The sequence below is a fragment of the Novacetimonas hansenii JCM 7643 genome (assembly GCF_000964405.1).
In the GTDB taxonomy this organism is placed as follows: domain Bacteria; phylum Pseudomonadota; class Alphaproteobacteria; order Acetobacterales; family Acetobacteraceae; genus Novacetimonas; species Novacetimonas hansenii.
Window position 1 is genome coordinate 1 of the sequence record NZ_BANE01000035.1, and the last position, 17,279, is coordinate 17,279.

18 protein-coding genes and 1 pseudogene are annotated in these 17,279 nt (G+C 62.1%); 8 read left to right on the forward strand and 11 right to left on the reverse strand.

Going from position 1 to position 17,279, the window contains the following annotated elements; genetic code table 11:
- Positions 1-236: 236 nt before the first annotated feature.
- Positions 237-761 (forward strand): Spy/CpxP family protein refolding chaperone, encoded by a 525-nt coding sequence (locus B7G66_RS02300; RefSeq protein WP_003617087.1) that lies wholly within the window; start codon positions 237-239, stop codon positions 759-761.
- A gap of 214 nt (positions 762-975) precedes the next feature.
- Here the strand turns inward: B7G66_RS02300 and zwf are convergent, their stop codons facing one another.
- Complete coding sequence (gene zwf, locus B7G66_RS02305; protein ID WP_141312647.1) at positions 976-2,511, reverse strand: glucose-6-phosphate dehydrogenase; 1,536 nt, start codon at positions 2,509-2,511, stop codon at positions 976-978.
- 400 nt (positions 2,512-2,911) lie between these two features.
- Between zwf and B7G66_RS02310 the strand changes: the two genes are divergently transcribed.
- The 6 genes from B7G66_RS02310 (at position 2,912) to B7G66_RS02335 (ending at position 8,517) form a co-directional block, all read left to right on the forward strand.
- A complete protein-coding gene (locus B7G66_RS02310) occupies positions 2,912-3,943 on the forward strand; it encodes an aspartate-semialdehyde dehydrogenase (protein WP_040511281.1) in 1,032 nt (343 codons plus the stop codon).
- Between the two features lie 251 nt (positions 3,944-4,194).
- Positions 4,195-4,587: a succinate dehydrogenase, cytochrome b556 subunit gene (gene sdhC / locus B7G66_RS02315; RefSeq protein ID WP_225578717.1), complete on the forward strand. Its 393-nt coding sequence runs from the start codon at positions 4,195-4,197 to the stop codon at positions 4,585-4,587.
- A 1-nt stretch (position 4,588) separates the two neighbouring features.
- A complete protein-coding gene (gene sdhD / locus B7G66_RS02320) occupies positions 4,589-5,017 on the forward strand; it encodes a succinate dehydrogenase, hydrophobic membrane anchor protein (protein ID WP_048858820.1) in 429 nt (142 codons plus the stop codon).
- A 100-nt stretch (positions 5,018-5,117) separates the two neighbouring features.
- Positions 5,118-6,929: a succinate dehydrogenase flavoprotein subunit gene (gene sdhA / locus B7G66_RS02325; RefSeq protein WP_048858821.1), complete on the forward strand. Its 1,812-nt coding sequence runs from the start codon at positions 5,118-5,120 to the stop codon at positions 6,927-6,929.
- A gap of 26 nt (positions 6,930-6,955) precedes the next feature.
- Positions 6,956-7,738, forward strand: coding sequence for a succinate dehydrogenase iron-sulfur subunit (locus B7G66_RS02330; protein ID WP_048858822.1), 783 nt, complete (start codon positions 6,956-6,958; stop codon positions 7,736-7,738).
- A 116-nt stretch (positions 7,739-7,854) separates the two neighbouring features.
- Entirely contained in the window at positions 7,855-8,517 is a 663-nt protein-coding gene (locus tag B7G66_RS02335; protein WP_003617078.1) for a tyrosine-protein phosphatase, read from the forward strand.
- A 6-nt stretch (positions 8,518-8,523) separates the two neighbouring features.
- Here the strand turns inward: B7G66_RS02335 and B7G66_RS02340 are convergent.
- From B7G66_RS02340 to B7G66_RS02360, 5 genes and pseudogenes are all read right to left on the reverse strand, one after another.
- Positions 8,524-8,995, reverse strand: a pseudogene (locus tag B7G66_RS02340) (helix-turn-helix domain-containing protein).
- A 325-nt stretch (positions 8,996-9,320) separates the two neighbouring features.
- A complete protein-coding gene (gene lnt / locus B7G66_RS02345; protein ID WP_003617075.1) occupies positions 9,321-10,901 on the reverse strand; it encodes an apolipoprotein N-acyltransferase in 1,581 nt (526 codons plus the stop codon).
- A 42-nt stretch (positions 10,902-10,943) separates the two neighbouring features.
- Complete coding sequence (locus B7G66_RS02350) at positions 10,944-11,789, reverse strand: GNAT family N-acetyltransferase (protein WP_003617073.1); 846 nt, start codon at positions 11,787-11,789, stop codon at positions 10,944-10,946.
- Positions 11,786-12,277, reverse strand: a complete 492-nt coding sequence (locus B7G66_RS02355) for a Fur family transcriptional regulator (protein ID WP_040510349.1) — start codon at positions 12,275-12,277, stop codon at positions 11,786-11,788. Before B7G66_RS02355 ends, B7G66_RS02350 begins: the two co-directional genes overlap by 4 nt.
- Before the next feature lie 46 nt (positions 12,278-12,323).
- Complete coding sequence (locus B7G66_RS02360) at positions 12,324-12,728, reverse strand: MucR family transcriptional regulator (protein ID WP_003617070.1); 405 nt, start codon at positions 12,726-12,728, stop codon at positions 12,324-12,326.
- A gap of 90 nt (positions 12,729-12,818) precedes the next feature.
- Between B7G66_RS02360 and B7G66_RS02365 the strand changes: the two genes are divergently transcribed.
- A complete protein-coding gene (locus B7G66_RS02365; RefSeq protein ID WP_003617068.1) occupies positions 12,819-13,064 on the forward strand; it encodes a sulfurtransferase TusA family protein in 246 nt (81 codons plus the stop codon).
- A gap of 3 nt (positions 13,065-13,067) precedes the next feature.
- Here B7G66_RS02365 and B7G66_RS02370 read toward each other — a convergent pair whose 3' ends face one another.
- The 5 genes from B7G66_RS02370 to B7G66_RS02390 all read right to left on the reverse strand — a co-directional run bounded on the left by B7G66_RS02370 (position 13,068) and on the right by B7G66_RS02390 (position 17,081).
- Positions 13,068-13,619, reverse strand: coding sequence for a GNAT family N-acetyltransferase (locus tag B7G66_RS02370; protein WP_231106230.1), 552 nt, complete (start codon positions 13,617-13,619; stop codon positions 13,068-13,070).
- The gene (gene tsaB, locus B7G66_RS02375) at positions 13,616-14,347 is read right to left on the reverse strand and encodes a tRNA (adenosine(37)-N6)-threonylcarbamoyltransferase complex dimerization subunit type 1 TsaB (protein ID WP_003617065.1); all 732 of its coding nucleotides are present in this window, start codon (positions 14,345-14,347) and stop codon (positions 13,616-13,618) included. The genes B7G66_RS02370 and tsaB overlap by 4 nt, the downstream gene beginning before the upstream one ends.
- A gap of 3 nt (positions 14,348-14,350) precedes the next feature.
- Entirely contained in the window at positions 14,351-14,935 is a 585-nt protein-coding gene (locus B7G66_RS02380; RefSeq protein WP_003617063.1) for a malonic semialdehyde reductase, read from the reverse strand.
- A gap of 22 nt (positions 14,936-14,957) precedes the next feature.
- A complete protein-coding gene (locus tag B7G66_RS02385; RefSeq protein WP_003617061.1) occupies positions 14,958-15,521 on the reverse strand; it encodes a NifU family protein in 564 nt (187 codons plus the stop codon).
- Between the two features lie 168 nt (positions 15,522-15,689).
- Positions 15,690-17,081: an ATP-binding protein gene (locus tag B7G66_RS02390; RefSeq protein WP_003617056.1), complete on the reverse strand. Its 1,392-nt coding sequence runs from the start codon at positions 17,079-17,081 to the stop codon at positions 15,690-15,692.
- Positions 17,082-17,279 lie beyond the last annotated feature (198 nt).

Sequence of the window (17,279 nt, forward strand, 5' to 3'; positions counted from 1 at the left end):
GCGGCGGCGTGGGCCTTGCGGTCGGCAGCGGCATCGCGGGCCTTGCGATCGGCACCATGCTGGGCAGTGCGATGTCAGACCGTGCCGTGGCCCCGCCCCCTGCCTATTACCCGCCGCAGCCGGTGCCCCCGCCGCCGCCGCCGTCCTATTATTCCCCTTATGGTTACGGGTACTGAAACCCGGTCATCAAGGACCGCGTTTGCACCCCGCCCGAACAGATCTGAAGGTATCCCGTCATGAATCTTCGCCGCATCCTTCCTGCCGCCGCCCTCCTCATGCTGCCGGGCATGGCCATGGCCGCCGTTCCCCCGACACAGGCTGCGTCCCCTGCGACAACTCCGGCTGCGACAGCGCCACTTGCGCATACGCCGCATGATCCCTCTCCCGAACAGCTTGAAGAACACATCACCGCCCTGCACACGCAGCTGCACATCACCAAGGGGCAGGAAAAGCTGTGGGCGCCGTTTGCGCAGGACATGCGCGACAATGCCAGCCGCCTGCATGATGCGATCGAAAAGCGTCGCGCCGATCTGCCCACCATGAACGCGACCGACAATATGCAGTCCTATGCCACGCTGGTCGCACAGCGCGCGCAGGACATGCAGACGCTGAATCAGGCCTTCGTGCCGCTATATGCCACATTCTCCAAGAAGCAGAAGAAGAATGCCGATGCCCTGTTCCGTCAGGGTGACGAGGAACACGCCGAACGTCAGGCCGATGCGGGTCAGGCCGCCGCATCCGACAGCACGGCCACGAAATAAGCCGATGACCTTCCTGCCGTGCCCATCCGGGGCGGCAGGAACCATGGCCCGAGGCACATGACCCGGCGGGGGCGCGATCCATGCAGGACCGCGCCCCTTTTTTTTCATCCACGACCCTGAGATTCAGCACACAGGTTTCTGGTGGGCCTTGCCAGCAAACATCAAGGGGCACCGCCTTCCTGAAAAAAGGCCCCCCACCGTCGTCCCGCCTTCATCAGACGCCATCAAGCGGGTACCAGGCCCGCCCGTCACGGGCGAGCAGGTCATCCGCCCCCTTTGGCCCGGTCGCACCGGCGGGATATAGTTCCAGCCCGTCCGCGTTATCCGCCCATGCCTGCAACACCGGATCGACCGCACGCCATGCCGCCTCGATATTATCGGCACGCTGGAACAGTGTCGCATCCCCCGTCAGGCAGTCATACAACAGTGTTTCGTACCCCACATTGGGCGTCTGCGCGAAAACGTCCTCATAACGGAACCGCACCTGAACCTCCGCAAGGTCCATCTTCGGACCCGGCTTCTTGGCCCCCATTTCCACCGTCAGCCCCTGCGCGGGCTGGATGTTGAGGATGATGCGGTTAGGTGGCAGGTCCTGCGTTTCGGTATCGCGGAACATCATCATCGGCGGCTTCTTGAACTGCACCACCACCTCCGTCCGGCGGCCACCCAGTGACTTTCCGGTGCGCAGGTAAAACGGCACCCCGGCCCAGCGCCAGTTATCGACATGCAGTTTCAGCGCGACATAGGTTTCGGTATGGCTGTCGGGGGCGACGCCCGGACTTTCACGATAGGCCGTGACGGCGGCGCCATCCACCGTGCCCGCGCCATACTGTCCGCGCACTGCGTCAGTGGGGGGAATGGGGCGCACCGCCTCGAACAACTGTTCCTTGCTGGTGCGCACGGTATCGGCGGAAAATGAATTCGGCGGCTCCATCGCCACCATGCCAAACAACTGGAACAGGTGGTTGGGGATCATGTCACGCAACGCGCCAGTGGGTTCGTAAAACGCACCACGCTGTTCCACGCCGATCGTCTCGGCTGCGGTAATCTGCACATGGTCGATGAACTCGTTACGCCACAGCGGTTCGAACAACAGGTTGCCAAAACGCATGGCCAGGATGTTCTGCACCGTTTCCTTTCCAAGGAAATGGTCGATGCGATAGACTTGGCTTTCATCCAGCACGGCAAGGATGCGGCGGTTAAGTTCACGCGCACTGGCAAGGTCCGCGCCAAACGGCTTTTCAACGACCACGCGCCGGAAACGCCCGTCCGCCTGCGTCACCAGTCCCGCCTGGCCCAGCATTTCCACCACGGGGGCAAAGAAACGCGACGACACGGCAAGGTAGAAGATCGCATTGCCCGGTATTTTTGCACCCAGCGCACGGACCTGCGCGATGTCACCGAAATCGGCCTGTACATATTCCAGCCGTTCGCACACCCATCCCCACTGGGCCGAATCGATGCTGGGCGCATGGAATTCGGCATTGGGGTCATGGGTGAAGGACTGCATCATCTCCGTCAGGCCATCGCGCCACTGCGCGGTGGTGCTGGCGACCCGGTCAATGCCGATGATGCGAAAGCCGGGGTCCAGCAGGCCGCTGCCGGCAAGGTTGTACAGCGCGGGCATCAGCAGACGTTTCGTAAGGTCGCCATGCGCGCCGAAAATCACCAGCGTGCAGGCAGGCGCCGGGCGCGCACCCGCGGGCACACGCGACGTCGGTGGGACAGGGTTGGCATCAGGTAATGACATGATCCGTGACAGTCCTTTGGCTGTGCTTTTGCGCGCGAACACAAACGCCAGAGCGCCCATGCGCGCAAAAATCCGCCCCGGCCTGCGCGCACGCCGCCGGGCATGCTGTATGCCATAGCACCATATATGGGCATGATGCTTTGCGCCTGCTCAAATGGTGTACAGCACGGCGGGCATATCCACGCGGCCGAAATCGTCAGCCCCTGCTGTCATGCCGCCATATATGCAAAGCAGAAGGGGCCTTGCGGGCAACAGATAAAAACATCGGGGAAAAATATCGTGTTGCTTGCACCACCCGCACACAGGCTCTACGTGTCGGGACGCTTATGCAGACTGTCTGCCAATCCGCGCCGGTATGCCCCTGATCCGGGCCCGGCGCATCACATCAGGGGATTATCCAATGGGTTACCGCGTTGCGGTGGTGGGTGCCACCGGTGCCGTCGGGCGTGAAATACTCAAGACACTGGCCGAACGCCAGTTCCCGGTGGATGACATCGTGGCGCTGGCCTCCGCCCGGTCGGCGGGACAGGAAGTGTCGTTCGGGGACAAGCGGGTGCTGAAGGTCCGCAACCTCGAACATTTCGATTTCACCGGCTGGGACGTCGCGCTGTTCTCGCCCGGTGGGTCCGTGTCCGCACTATATGCCCCACGCGCGGCAAAGGCCGGGTGCGTGGTGATCGACAATACCTCGCACTTTCGGATGGAACCCGACGTTCCGCTTGTGGTACCGGAGGTCAATCCCAATGATGTGAAAAAGGCCAGGCGCAACATCATCGCCAACCCCAACTGCTCCACCATCCAGATGGTCGTGGCGCTCAAGCCCCTGCATGACCTGTTTACGATCCGGCGTGTGGTCGTGGCGACGTACCAGGCCGTCGCGGGCGCGGGCAAGAACGGGATGGACGAACTGTTCACCCAGACGCGCGGCAGCTTTGTGGGGGACCCGGCGGAAGCGCAGCAGTTCACCAAGCAGATTGCCTTTAACTGCATCCCCCATATCGACCGTTTCATGGATGATGGCGCGACCAAGGAAGAGTGGAAGATGGCGGTGGAAACCCGCAAGATCCTTGATCCCGACATCTCCGTCTTTGCCACATGCGTGCGCGTGCCGGTCTTCATCGGCCATGCCGAAGCCGTCAGTGTGGAGTTCGAGGAACCGGTAGACCTCGAACGTGCCCGCGCCGCCCTGCGTGAAGCCCCCGGAGTCGTACTGCATGACAAGCGCGAGGATGGCGGTTACGTCACCCCCATCGAAGCCGTAGGCGAGGACGCGACCTATGTCTCGCGCCTGCGTATTGACCCGACCGTGCCCAACGGACTCGGCTTCTGGTGCGTGTCGGACAACCTGCGCAAGGGGGCGGCGCTGAACGCGGTTCAGATCGCGGAAACAATGATCGCACTTGACCTGCTGGGACCGGACCGACGCGGCTGAATACATGCGTTTTTGGCGCGGAGCAGCCATGCGTCCGCGCCAATGCTTGGATCAATACATTCGGGGCGTCTCTCAACCTCGTGTTCCGGGCCTGCGTTGACCACACCCATCGGGGGGCGTAGGACCGAATGATACAAGGCGACGGAACAAACCGAAGCCATAACAGGGAAATTGACGAGACGACCATGCAGGATGTCCGTGATGCGCTCTATGTAGGGCACCGAAGCGACGGAACTCTGACCAGGCGGCCAATGTCCCCGCACCTCCAGGTCTACCGCTTCCGTCTTTCCATGTTCCTTTCGATCGCGAACCGTGCGGCCGGCGTTGCCGCCACCGTCGGTTCCGCGCTTGGCATCTGCTGGATCAGCGCTGCCGCAAAGGGACCGAAATCATTTGCCAAGGTCCAGAAAGTGACCGGCCATCCGCTGGGCAAGATCGCCCTCGCAGGCTGGGCGCTGGCTCTGGTCTATCACTTTGTGGCGGGGATTCGCCACCTGATATGGGACAGCGGCGCCCGCTTCGACAAGAAGAAAATCAACGAGGACGGCCCCATCGCCGCAGGCGTGACCGTTGGCGTCACGCTGGCACTCGTGCTCAGCATCCTTGGCGTCGCAGCCTGTCGTTCCAAGAAGAGGGCCTCCTGACATGAGTACTTCGCACAAACCGCATATCACCGTCATGCGTTCGCAGCTTTCGCGGGCACGTGGCCTGGGTTCGGGCAAGAGCGGCGTCGCCCACTGGTGGGCCGAACGCATGTCGGCCGTCGCACTGGTGCCGCTGTCGGGATGGTTCGTCATCCAGGTCTTCCGCCTTGCGGGTGCGTCACAACCCGAAGTCGCGCAGTGGGGCGGTCGGCCCGTCAACGCCACCATGATGATGGCGCTGGTGATCCTGACCTTCTACCACACGCAACTGGGCCTGCAGGTCATCATCGATGATTATGTGCATGGCAAGGCGCATGTCCCGGCAAGCCTGCTGATGAAAAGCGTGATTTTCCTGCTGGGCGTGTTCGGCGCGATTTCGGTTCTGAAGCTGGCGCTTGTCGCGACGCGCGGGCGAATCGCCGCGAACTGACGCGCGCGCCACGCCACCGGCAAGACAGAGACATTCGCGGACTGGCGGCCCGGACAAACCCGCCCGACAGTCCGAACGAGCATCGGGACACGTCCAAACAATGAATGCGATCACATCCCCAATCCCCGGCAATTACAAGATCGTCGATCACGCCTATGACGTGGTCGTGGTCGGTGCCGGTGGTTCCGGCCTGCGGGCCACGCTTGGCATGGGTGCGGCCGGCCTGAAGACCGCCTGCATCACCAAGGTTTTCCCCACACGCAGCCATACCGTCGCCGCACAGGGCGGCATCGGCGCATCGCTTGGCAACATGGCCGAGGACAACTGGCGCTGGCACATGTACGACACCGTCAAGGGGTCGGACTGGCTGGGTGATCAGGACGCCATCGAATATATGTGCCGCGAGGCGGTGCCCGCCGTGCAGGAACTCGAACACATGGGTGTTCCGTTCTCGCGCACCGAAGAGGGCAAGATCTACCAGCGCCCCTTTGGCGGGCACATGCGCAATTATGGCGAGGCCCCGGTGCCCCGCGCCTGCGCCGCCGCCGACCGCACGGGCCATGCCATCCTGCACACGCTGTACCAGCAGTGCCTGAAGCATAACGTCGAATTCTTCGTCGAATATTTCGCCATCGACCTGATCATGGACGACAACGGCGCGTGCAAGGGCGTCGTCGCCTGGTGCCTGGACGATGGCACGCTGCACCGTTTCCGTGCGCAGATGGTCGTGCTTGCGACCGGTGGCTATGGCCGTGCCTATCATTCCTGCACCTCCGCCCATACCTGCACCGGTGACGGCGGTGGCATGGCGGTGCGCGCGGGCATCCCGCTGCAGGACATGGAATTCGTGCAGTTCCATCCCACCGGCATCTTCCCCGCCGGCTGCCTGCTGACCGAAGGGTGCCGTGGCGAGGGTGGATACCTGACCAATTCCGAAGGCGAGCGCTTCATGGAACGCTATGCGCCGACGGCGAAGGACCTCGCCTCGCGCGATGTGGTGTCACGCGCCATGACGATCGAGATCAACGAAGGCCGTGGCTGTGGTCCGAACAAGGACTACATGCTGCTGCACCTTGAACATCTCGGCGCGGACCTGCTGCATGAACGCCTGCCGGGCATTTCGGAAACGGCGCGCATCTTTGCCGGTGTGGACGTGACGAAGGAACCGGTGCCGGTTCTGCCGACAGTGCATTACAATATGGGCGGTATCCCCACCAATTACCATGGAGAGGTCATCCGCCCCACCGCCGATGATGTCGATGCCGTGGTGCCTGGCCTGATGGCCGTGGGCGAGGCCGCATGCGTGTCCGTGCATGGCGCGAACCGGCTGGGCACGAACTCGCTTCTGGATCTGGTGGTGTTCGGTCGCGCCGCGGCACAGCGCGCGGCACAGATCGTCAAAAGCGCGGAAACCATCCCGCCGCTGCCCGCAGGTGCGGGTGACAAGGCGATCGAGCGTTTTGACCGCCTGCGCAATGCCAAGGGCAAGACCCACGTCGCCGCAATGCGTTCGAACCTGCAGCGCACGATGCAAAAGCACGCCGCCGTGTTCCGCAACACCAAGAGCCTGGCCGAAGGCGTGGAAAAGATCGCGGAAATCTGGAAGGAAGTGGGCGATATCTCCATCTCCGACCGTTCGCTGATCTGGAACAGCGACCTGATGGAAGCGCTGGAGTTCGAAAACCTGCTCGCCAATGCCACCGTCACGATGGCCGGGGCGGAAGCACGCCACGAAAGCCGCGGCGCACAGGCGCATGACGACTATCCCGATCGTGACGACAAGAACTGGATGAAGCACACCGTCGCCCACATGGACGACAAGGGTGAGGTCACGCTGACCTACCGCCCCGTGCATATGAAGACACTGACCGATGACGTTCAGGTCTTCCCCCCCAAGAAACGCGTCTACTGAGCGCGCGGCGGAAAGGGAACGAGACGATGGTCGAATTCAAACTGCCAAGAAACAGCACGGTGGGCAAAGGGCGGACATTCACCGCCCCCCCCGGCGCCACAAACGTCAAGTCATTCCGGATCTATCGCTGGAGCCCGGATAACAACGACAATCCCGTGATCGATACATACGAGATCGATCTGGACCGGATCGGTCCGATGGTCCTTGATGCGCTGATTCACATCAAGAACGACATCGACCCGACCCTGACCTTCCGGCGGTCCTGCCGCGAGGGGATCTGCGGGTCATGCGCGATGAACATCGCAGGCGAAAACACGCTTGCCTGTCTCAAGCCGATCCGCGACCTGCAGGGCGATGTGCCGATCTACCCGCTGCCGCACATGCCGGTTGTCAAGGATCTGGTGCCGAACCTTGATGGGGCTTATGCGCAGTTGCGCTCCATTGATCCATGGCTGAAATCCGACACGCTGCCGCCGCCCGATGGCGAACGGCTGCAAAGCATCGAGGAACGTGCCGAACTTGATGGCATGTGGGAATGCATCCTGTGCTTCTGCTGCTCCACCTCGTGCCCGTCTTACTGGTGGAACGGGGATCGCTATCTCGGCCCGGCAACGCTGCTTGCCGCCTATCGCTGGATCGCAGACAGCCGCGATGAACATGCGGGGGAACGCCTCGATGCGCTGGAAGATCCGATGAAGCTGTTTGCCTGCCGCACGATCATGAACTGCACCCAGACCTGCCCCAAGGGCCTGAACCCGGCCAAGGCCATCGGGCGTCTGAAGGAACTTCAGATGGAACGCAAGGGCTGATCCCCCCAAAAGGGTGATCGCACGGTGCATCATACCGTGACGGATTGACGAACGAAGCGCCGGATGGGACATATCCGGCGCTTTTTTCGTATCTGCACCCATGAAAGGATGCGCCCGTGTTCGATGGAACCCTGTCCAGCACGTCAGGACGTGGACGCGCCTGGATCGACAGTCTGTTCGTCGATCATGCGGTCCTGCGCATGACATGGACGAACTTTCGCACTGTCATTCCCGGCCGGGTCTATCGCTGCAACCACCCGACACCATGGCGTCTGGCCATGGCGACGCGGCGGCTGCACCTGAAAACACTGGTTAACCTGCGTGGTCATCGGCAATGTGGTTCGGATGCCCTGTCGCGTGAGGCCGCGCATCGTCTTGGCCTGAAGCATATCGACATGGCGTTCGAAAGCCGCAACGCCCCACACCGCGACCGGATCGAACGGTTCGAAAAGATCTACCGCACGCTGACGTTCCCCATGCTGATGCATTGCAAGTCGGGGGCGGACCGCACCGGCCTTGCCGCAGGTCTTGTACTCCTGTTCGAAGGGGGGACGGCGGATGATGCGCTGCGGCAGCTTTCATGGAAGAACGGGCATTTCAACAGGTCGCGCACCGGTGTGCTCGACGCCTTCTTCCTGCGTTATCAGGCCGAGGCCGAAGGCCGCATCCCGTTCATGCAATGGGTGCGTACCGAATATGACGAGGACAGGCTGCGCCACGATTTCCGTGCGGGCAAGATCGCAGCCTTCCTCAATGATCGAGTGCTGCGCCGTGAATGATGGACCTCAGACCGTTGCCATAGAACGCACAAGGTCCAGCACGCGTCTGCGCACGGCGGGATCGCTGATACGGTAATAGGACCGCACAAGGTCGATGGTTTCCCGCCGGGACAGTAATGCCAGTTCGCTGCTGGCGAAGCGCTCGTCCCCCCCCTTCGACCTGTCCGGGCGCGGGAACACCACCAAAGGCGCCGCGTGCCTCGGCAAACGATTCGGCGGGCATCGACGCCACCGGCGCTATGGCCGCTTCGTCAGGCATACCGTCAAAGAAAAACGCAATCGGCACATCCAGAACCCGCGCCAGGTCATACAGGCGCGACGCACCAACACGATTGGCGCCACGTTCATATTTCTGCACCTGCTGAAATGTCAGCCCCAGCGCCGTTCCCAGACGCTCTTGCGACATGCCAAGCAACGTGCGGCGTAGCCGAATCCGACTACCCACATACACGTCAACAGGACTGGGAGTACTAGACAGCTTGTTATTCACTACAGACGCCCTATGCCAGAAATACTATTTTCTGATAAATCATCACTTAGTTATATATTAAACAAAACAGTTATAGGATTCATTATTAACCTTTTGTAAAGAGTAAAATTCTACTGTCATTGAAAGCAATGGGATAAATCCATTATTATTCAACGCATTATGGGACAGTCCTCAAAAAGTACATTTTTTGTACCTTTTTATTACAACAGGTTCCCCGTGACGCAATAGATCGGATTTTTACAGATTGTCCGGCGTGGCGATCCTAACGATGTGCTTCACGAATCGTTCCTGGGCGCATCTACAAACAGGTATGTCAGGAACGCGCGGATGTCACCGCGTTGCGACGTCCGGCGGCCATGACGGCCACGACAAACCCCGACACCAACAGTACAGCCGCCAGCACCACCGGCACCAAGCGTCCCCACCACGCGAACAATGGCGGCGGCAGGGCATCGGGCATCTGCCGGACAATCACGCCCGTACGATCCCACCCCAACCGCGCCACCTCATGCCCATAACCATCAAATATGGCGGAAATACCAGTATTCGCTGCCCGTGCGATGGGCAGCCCCTCTTCCACCGCGCGCATCCTGACCGCTGCCAGATGCTGGCGTGGGCCGGCGCTGTTTCCGTACCAGCCATCATTCGTACTGTTGATCAGCCATGTGGGCCGATCATGCGCATCCACCGTCTGGCCTGAAAAAATAACTTCATAACAGATCAGAGGACCAACAGGGGCGATTCCCGGCACATGCCATGTCCGCACCCCGTCCCCCGCCGCCATGCCATCGCCCGGCACCACATGAAATGGAAGTAATGCAGGCTGGTACTCCCCGAACGGTACCAGGTGGGATTTATCATACAGCCCACCAACCTGCCCATCCGGGGGTAACAGCACGGCCATGCTGTTGCGCCAGTGGTCCTGCTCATCCTGGCGCAGGGTGCCGATTATCCCGGCCCGCGCGCCCTGCCCGGCCTGCATGATCATGCGCCGTGCAATCGCATCCTCCAGCAACAGGCCGGGAAATGCGGATTCCGGCCATGCGAAGACAACGGGGCGCCCCTGCATATCGCGCGACAGGGCCTGCCCCACCCCATCATGCGTCAGGGTAAGGTAGCGGCGGAAAATCGCGATATCATCATTCCCCGCCATCTTTTCCGTTTCGGGGACATTCCCCTGCACCAGCACAACCACCGGATTGCGTTGCGCATCGTGCACCCGCGGGCCAAGAAAAAGGCGCGCACCACCTGCCCCCACCCACAATACAAGGATCGTAGCGACACAGGCCCATCCCCGCCGTCCCCATGCAGGGGCCAGCGCCACCACCATCGTCAGCAAGGTCAGTCCATCCACCCCGACCCATGCGGCGGGCTGGATCATCACATCACCGAACAGGCCGGGAAATTCCCAGACACTGCCCGGCGGGTTCCATGGGAAACCGCTGAAGATGAAGACGCGCATCATGTCTGCAAGCGTCCACGCCCCCGCCAGCACAAGGCCGCGCGCCACGCCAGCGGGGACACCCCGCGACAGGGCGGCAGGTATGGCGGTTGTCGGGGTCAGGATCAGCGCGCATCCCGGCGAAGCCAGCGGCACCAGCCACCAGAACGCATCGGCACGCAACATGATCGCATCAGTCAGCCAGTACAGACCCGCCGTATGCAGGCCCAGCCCGAACATGAACCCACGTCGCGCGGCCCCGCGCCAGTCGGGCGCAGCGTCAATCATGCCCATCAGGATTGGGAAACACACCACCAGCACCACAACAAGGTGGACCGGCGGCAACGCCAGCGCCGCCACGGCACCGACCAGCAACATCGCAATATCCGCACGCCAGCCCGTCAGGGCCAGCACCGCATCACGCCGTGAACGTAAAGCCGCGAGAAAAGTCATTGCAGCGCAGGGAAGCGTGTGAAATCACCCCGGCCCCACGCCTCAGTCAAGGGCGTCACGCAGGCGGCGTTCATAATGGCGATAATATTTGTCCGCCAGCAGCTCGCTCTTGACCAGTACCGCGACATCGGTGGTGTTGAACTGCGTATCAATCACCGCACCATCGCCCACATATCCACCCAAGCGCAGATATCCCTTGATCAGCGGCGGCAGCCCCGCAAGGCAGCGGCGATGGTCCAGCAGTTGCGGATCACGGCGCAGCATCTCCACCCGCCGTTCGGGCAACGCCCGCACACGCAGCGCAGGCGGCGCGAGGTGGTTATGATACAAATAGGTCAGTTCGTTACTTAACGGTTCGGGATCCGTGCCCGGCAGGCTGGCGCACCCGAACAGCACGTCAATACGGTGCAGGAAGATATAGGACGCGATACCGCGCCACAGTAATTGCATCGCCGCACGCCCGCGATAGGCCTGATCCACACAGGACCGCCCGACCTCCAGCAACCGCCCGGGGAATTCCGTCAGCAGCGAAATGTCATACTCGCTGGAGGAATAGAAACGCCCCAGCTTTTCCGCCGCATCGCCCTGCATCAGGCGATAGGTGCCCACGACCCCCTTTGCGCCAGAGGAAATCGCATGGTCGATCACCAGCAGATGATCGGCATATTCATCAAAATCATCGATATCACGACGCAGCCGCCGGGTGCGCTCGTCCGGCTTCGCGCCCATTTCCTCGTAAAAAACACGATAGCGCAGGGCCTGTGCGGCATCGCGTTCTTCGTCCGTGCAGGCAATCCGCACCCCTAGATTGCCGCCACGCAGTTCGGGAAAGCCGTTGCGTTCCAGGTCCAGCGTGGACAGGGATTGCATGATTTTCTCGACACTCATCGCTTTGACCTGCTTCCCGTCCGTGCGGTCGGGGTCGCGGGGGGGGCTTCCTTCGTCTCGGCAGGGCGTTTGCGTGCAAACAGTTCCAGGCGATGCGACACGAGGTCGAAACCAAGGTCACGCGCAATACGGCGGATCAGTTCGGCATGTTCCTCATCCTCGAACTCGATCACCTTCCCCGTCTCAACGTCGATCAGGTGATAATGGTCGCCTTCTTCGGTGGCCTCATAACGGGCACGCCCGCCACCAAAGTCGCGACGTTCAAGGATGCCCTTTTCCTCAAGGAGGCGCACGGTGCGATAGACCGTGGCCACCGAAATACGGGAATCAAGGGTCGCCGCACGACGGTACAGCTCCTCCACGTCGGGGTGGTCCTGCGCCTCGGACAGGACACGGGCGATGACGCGCCGTTGCCCCGTCATCTTCAGGCCCCGTTCGATACACATGCGCCCGATGCGCGATTCCATTACATCACTACCTGCTGCCATGGTTACAGGCGTAGCCCATCATCAGATCGGTTGTCCAACGACACCGTCATTCTTCACGCTTGGTCCCCAGCCCGATCTTGCGCGCAAGCGAGGAACGGTGGCTGGCATAGCTGGGCGCAACCATCGGATAGTCATGCGGCAGGCCCCAGCGTTCGCGGTATTCTTCCGGCGTCATGTTATACGCTGTCTTGAGGTGACGCTTGAGCATCTTGAGCTTCTTGCCGTCTTCAAGACAGACAATGTAATCGGGGAACACCGATTTTTTCAGCGGAACCGCCGGTACCGGCTTCTCAGGCGCGGCCTCGACCTTACCAAGCGAGGAGATCGTTTCATATACCTGATGAATCAGATCCGGCAAGGTCTCAGCATCCAGCGTATTACGTGCAACATACGCGGATACGATCTCTGCGGTCAGTTCCCGCAATTCGATATCCGCTGTTTCGTCAGCCATCAACTTGATCCTGTCAGTAGAAATACATGTGTCTTATATAAATAATCCAGACAAGACCGCAACCATATCCATGAAAGAATGTCAGGTAACATGCCCGGTATTGATGTTAAGGAAATAGATATCACCCATGAAGTCTGTCCCATGACATTTGTGCGCACCCGACTTGCACTCGACCGCTTGCCACCGGGGGGACAATTACAGGTACGCCTGCGGGGGGACGAACCGCTCGACAATGTCAGCCGCAGCGTAAGACTTCTGGGTCATGAAATCGCCCGGCAGGATACGCAGGCGGATGGGCAGGTCCATGTCCTGCTGATCATCAAAAAAATGTCATGATCCCTATGACGCCAACTCCGTATCCGCGGCCCCCGTCTCCATGGCAGGCATCACATCACGCGCCATGACCCGCGCATCGGACCCGTCGGGATAATATCCCCGGCGGCGCCCCACCTCGCCAAAGCCCGCGTTATGATACGCGGCCTGGGCTGCGCTATTGCCCACCCCGACCTCCAGGAACAGGCGTGATATTCCCTGCCGCGCGGCCATGTCCCCCATCCATGACAGCAGCGCCCGCGCCAGCCCGCGCCGCCGGAATGCGGGGTCCACTGCAAGCGTCAGGATCTCCGCCTCATCAACGACATGGCGGACCATGATAAAACCCGCCACCACAGGCGGCCCTGCGGCCTGCATCTGCGCCATCACCACGCCAAGCGCCACGCCGGGCATCATAAGCAACGTATCGAACGCCGGGACATCCCATTGCTGGTCCGGGGCAAAACACGCCGCATGGACCCGCGCCAGCGCCAGCACATCCGCCATCGTGGCAGGCACGGCGACGACCGGCCCGCAAACCGGCCCTGGATCAGCACCCGTCCCCATGCTGGCGTTCATGTCCCGCCATCGGCCTTTCGCGGCGGCGGGCGCAACCCCGCCGCAGGCAGCTTCGCTTCGGGTGGGTCAACATACAGCGGCAGGACCGCACGCGGCGCCAACACACCCTCACGACGCAGCATGGCAACCCGTGCGATGGCACAGGCATCGGGCCGCGACAGCGCAAGGACATGCACGTCATCGCGACCCTGCGCGCAGGCCGCCGCCAGATCGGCCGCGGCATTCCCGGCCAGCAGCAGCGGCCCAGACGGCAGGGCGGTGGGATCATCGAGCATCACCGCACGGACCTCCCCGATCTCAGCCCCGTTGCGCGCCGGGATGGATTCGACAAAGGCACGCCCGCGCCGCGCGACCGAACAACACAGGACCCGCATGTCCGCCGATACGACGTGCGCGCGCAGGGCATCGGCCAGCGCCTCGCCCGTTGTGACCCCTATGACATCACATCCCAGCCCCAGCGCAAGCCCCTGCGCAAAAGCGACAGAGGCACGCAGGCCGGTAAACGATCCCGGACCGACGACAACAGCCACCATGTCCAGCATCGGCATGGACCACCCACACGACGCCAGCAGATCACGCGCCAGAAGCGGAAACCCCTCCGAACCGCCACGCCCCTCGACCTCGTGCGCACGTGCGACGACACAGCCTTCTGGCGTGACGCTGACGCATGCCACCAGCGCGCGGGCCTGCGCACCGGCCTGCGCACCATCGAGAACCAGAACCCGCATGCGTCAGGCCATCACACAGGCATCGTCAAAGTCCAGGCGGGGCGCACGCGGCGTATCGAACGCGTGGTCGGCATAACCAAGACTGACGAGGAAATTGGCCCGCCAGCCATGGGCATGCAGGAACGTATCCTCGACCATCATGGCGTCGAACCCCGACATCGGCAACGCATCAAGCCCCAGCGCACGGGCGGCCATAATCAGGTATGCCCCCTGCAACGTGCTGTTGCGCATGGCCGTCTCCTCCGCCAGGCCCACGTCGGCGGCGAACCACGACCGCACACCCGGTTCGGGATTCAGGGCATCCATGCGTTCAAAAAACAGCGGGTCCCACGCCACGATCACCGTCACCGGTGCGCTCATCACCCGTGCGACATTCCCATCCGACAAGGCGGGGCGCAGGCGTTCGCGGCTGTCGTGCGTACGTAGGAAAACGAAACGCGCAGGACAGCAGTTACCCGATGTCGGCCCCAGCCGCACCAGGTCATACAGGCGATGCAGCGTGTCTTCTGTGACGGGACTTTCGTTCCATGCCGCGGGCGTCCGCGCGGCACGGAACAGGATGTCCAGCCCGGCATCATCAAGAACCATGAAACTTTCCCACCCCGTCGTATCAGGCTTCGACCTGTTCGACCGATACCACTTCGGGGACATAATGGCGCAGCATGTTTTCCACCCCATGCTTCAGCGTCGCGCGCGAAGAGGGGCAGCCTGAACACGCGCCCTGCATCGTCAGGCGCACGATCCCGTCGCGATAGCCGCGAAAGACGATATCCCCGCCATCACCCGCCACGGCGGGACGAACACGCGTATCAAGCAGTTCCTTGATCTGCTTGACGATCTCCTCATCCCCCGGCGCGATCGCATCCTCGATCACCACGGCCTCGTGCTCGACCGGGGCCTGTCCGGTGGCAAGGTAATCGGCCACGACCGACAGAACCTGTGGTTTCAGTTCGTCCCACGCCACGGTATCCGCCTTGGTCACGGCCACGAAATCGCCGCCGAAGAACACCCTGGACACGCCTTCAAGGTCGAACAGGACCTCTGCCAGGCGTGAACGGCCCGCCACGGAATCCGCGTCGATGAAGTCCGCCGTCGCACCATTGGGCATCAGTTCACGCCCGGGCAGGAACTTCAGGGTGGCGGGGTTGGGGGTATCTTCGGTTTCTATGAACATGCTGCGGTCTTTCCCGACAGATAGAGGAAGGCGGATATCTCCGGTCCTGTTAGCATCCACATGTGCCGTGGTCCACGCCCGCACAAGCCCCCGTCACGGGATAAAGGCCCTCCATATCCCCTGTAGCATCCCCAGCGGCGGCATCTGCGGGCATGCGCATCGCCACCATCAGGAAGACACCACCCCCCTGCGCTCCGTCACGGGGGACACACCGGGCGCCGTGCGCGGCAGAACAATTTCCGCGCACAGGCCACCACTGTCGCGATTATACAGCCGAAGGCTTGCCCCCTCGCGCATGATTTCACGCGTGACGATCGCAAGGCCCAGCCCCATGCCACCGGTCGCGCGCGAACGTGATCCTTCCACCCGATAAAACGGGGTGGCGACCCGCGACAATTCCGCCTCTGGCAGGCCCGGCCCGTCATCTTCCACCCGGATGCGGATGCTGTGCGCCCCGACCTGCAACACGACATGCGCATTGCCCCCGTAATTCAGGGCATTGTCGATCAGGTTGCCAATCACACGCTTCATCGCCAGCGGCCGCACCACCGCCAGCACCTGATGCGGTCCCTCATACGTGACGGGTTTCCCCTGGTCCGCATCGTCATCCACCCGCGTGGCGATGATGGAGGCAAGGTTGACCGAACGCGCAGGTTCGGGATCATTCTCCCCCGCCAGATAGGCAAGGACCCCCGCGATCATGGCTTCCATCTCGGTCACGTCGGCCTCGATTTCCGCCTGTGCCGCCGCGTCCTCCAAGAACCCGGCCCGCAGCCGCAGCCGCGCCAGCGGCGTGCGCAGGTCATGCGACACGGCGGCCAGCGCCTCGGTCCGGTCGGCAATCAGGCGGCCGATGCGTTCCTGCATCGCATTGATGGCCCGCGCAAGGTAGCGGACTTCCCTCGGTCCCTTATCCTCCAGCGGCACCCAGCGCGTGGACCCCACCGTGTCGGCCACCTGCGCCAGCGCCCGCAGTGGCATGCTGAGCGCACGCACCAGCATGCCGGCCGCCAGCAGTACCGCACCCGCCAGCACGGCGGCAGAGACGATACCCCGGCGCATATGGTGCGGTTGCAGCAGGTCCGGCGCACTGAATCCCATGAAGCTGCCATCGGGCAGGCGCAGGACACCACGAATGTCGGACGTGGCCGTTACCGTGCCAGACAGGTTCAGCACATCCCCCTGCAACGCCGCAACGCTGCCCGCCACCCGGTCATGCAGGCCCCGTAACGCACCGGGTTCGGGGCGGAGCATGCCTTCCTGCGCACTGGTGCGCCAGTCGATGGCCAGGTCGGGGGTGGACAGCATCGCCGCCAGCACCATGCGTTGGGATGTGGGCGTCGCCGCAAGCACGCGCGCGTCAATCACCAGCCGTTCACTGACCTGATCAAGCTGCGCATCATCAATGGTATAGGTCTCGGCCTCTTCATAAAAAACCGAGCTGCCCACGAATACGAGGGCGACCGCCGCCAGCAGGACGAACATCACCCGCCCCACCAGCCCACGTGGCCACAGCGTGATGCGACGTGATGCGGGCGCGTCGGACAGGACGTCCTTCATGCCTGCCTGCCGTTATTGCCTGAAGACCGTTTTACAAACACACCCAAGGAACACCGCGCGAATTTCCGGAAGTTTCTGGTGAAGCCTTTTTCAAACCACCCTGAAAGAGGGCAGCCCTTCTGAAAAAAGGCAACCGCCAGAAACTTCCATGGATTTTAGAGACTGTTTGAAAAGTCAGGATCGATAGAACTCTGAAAT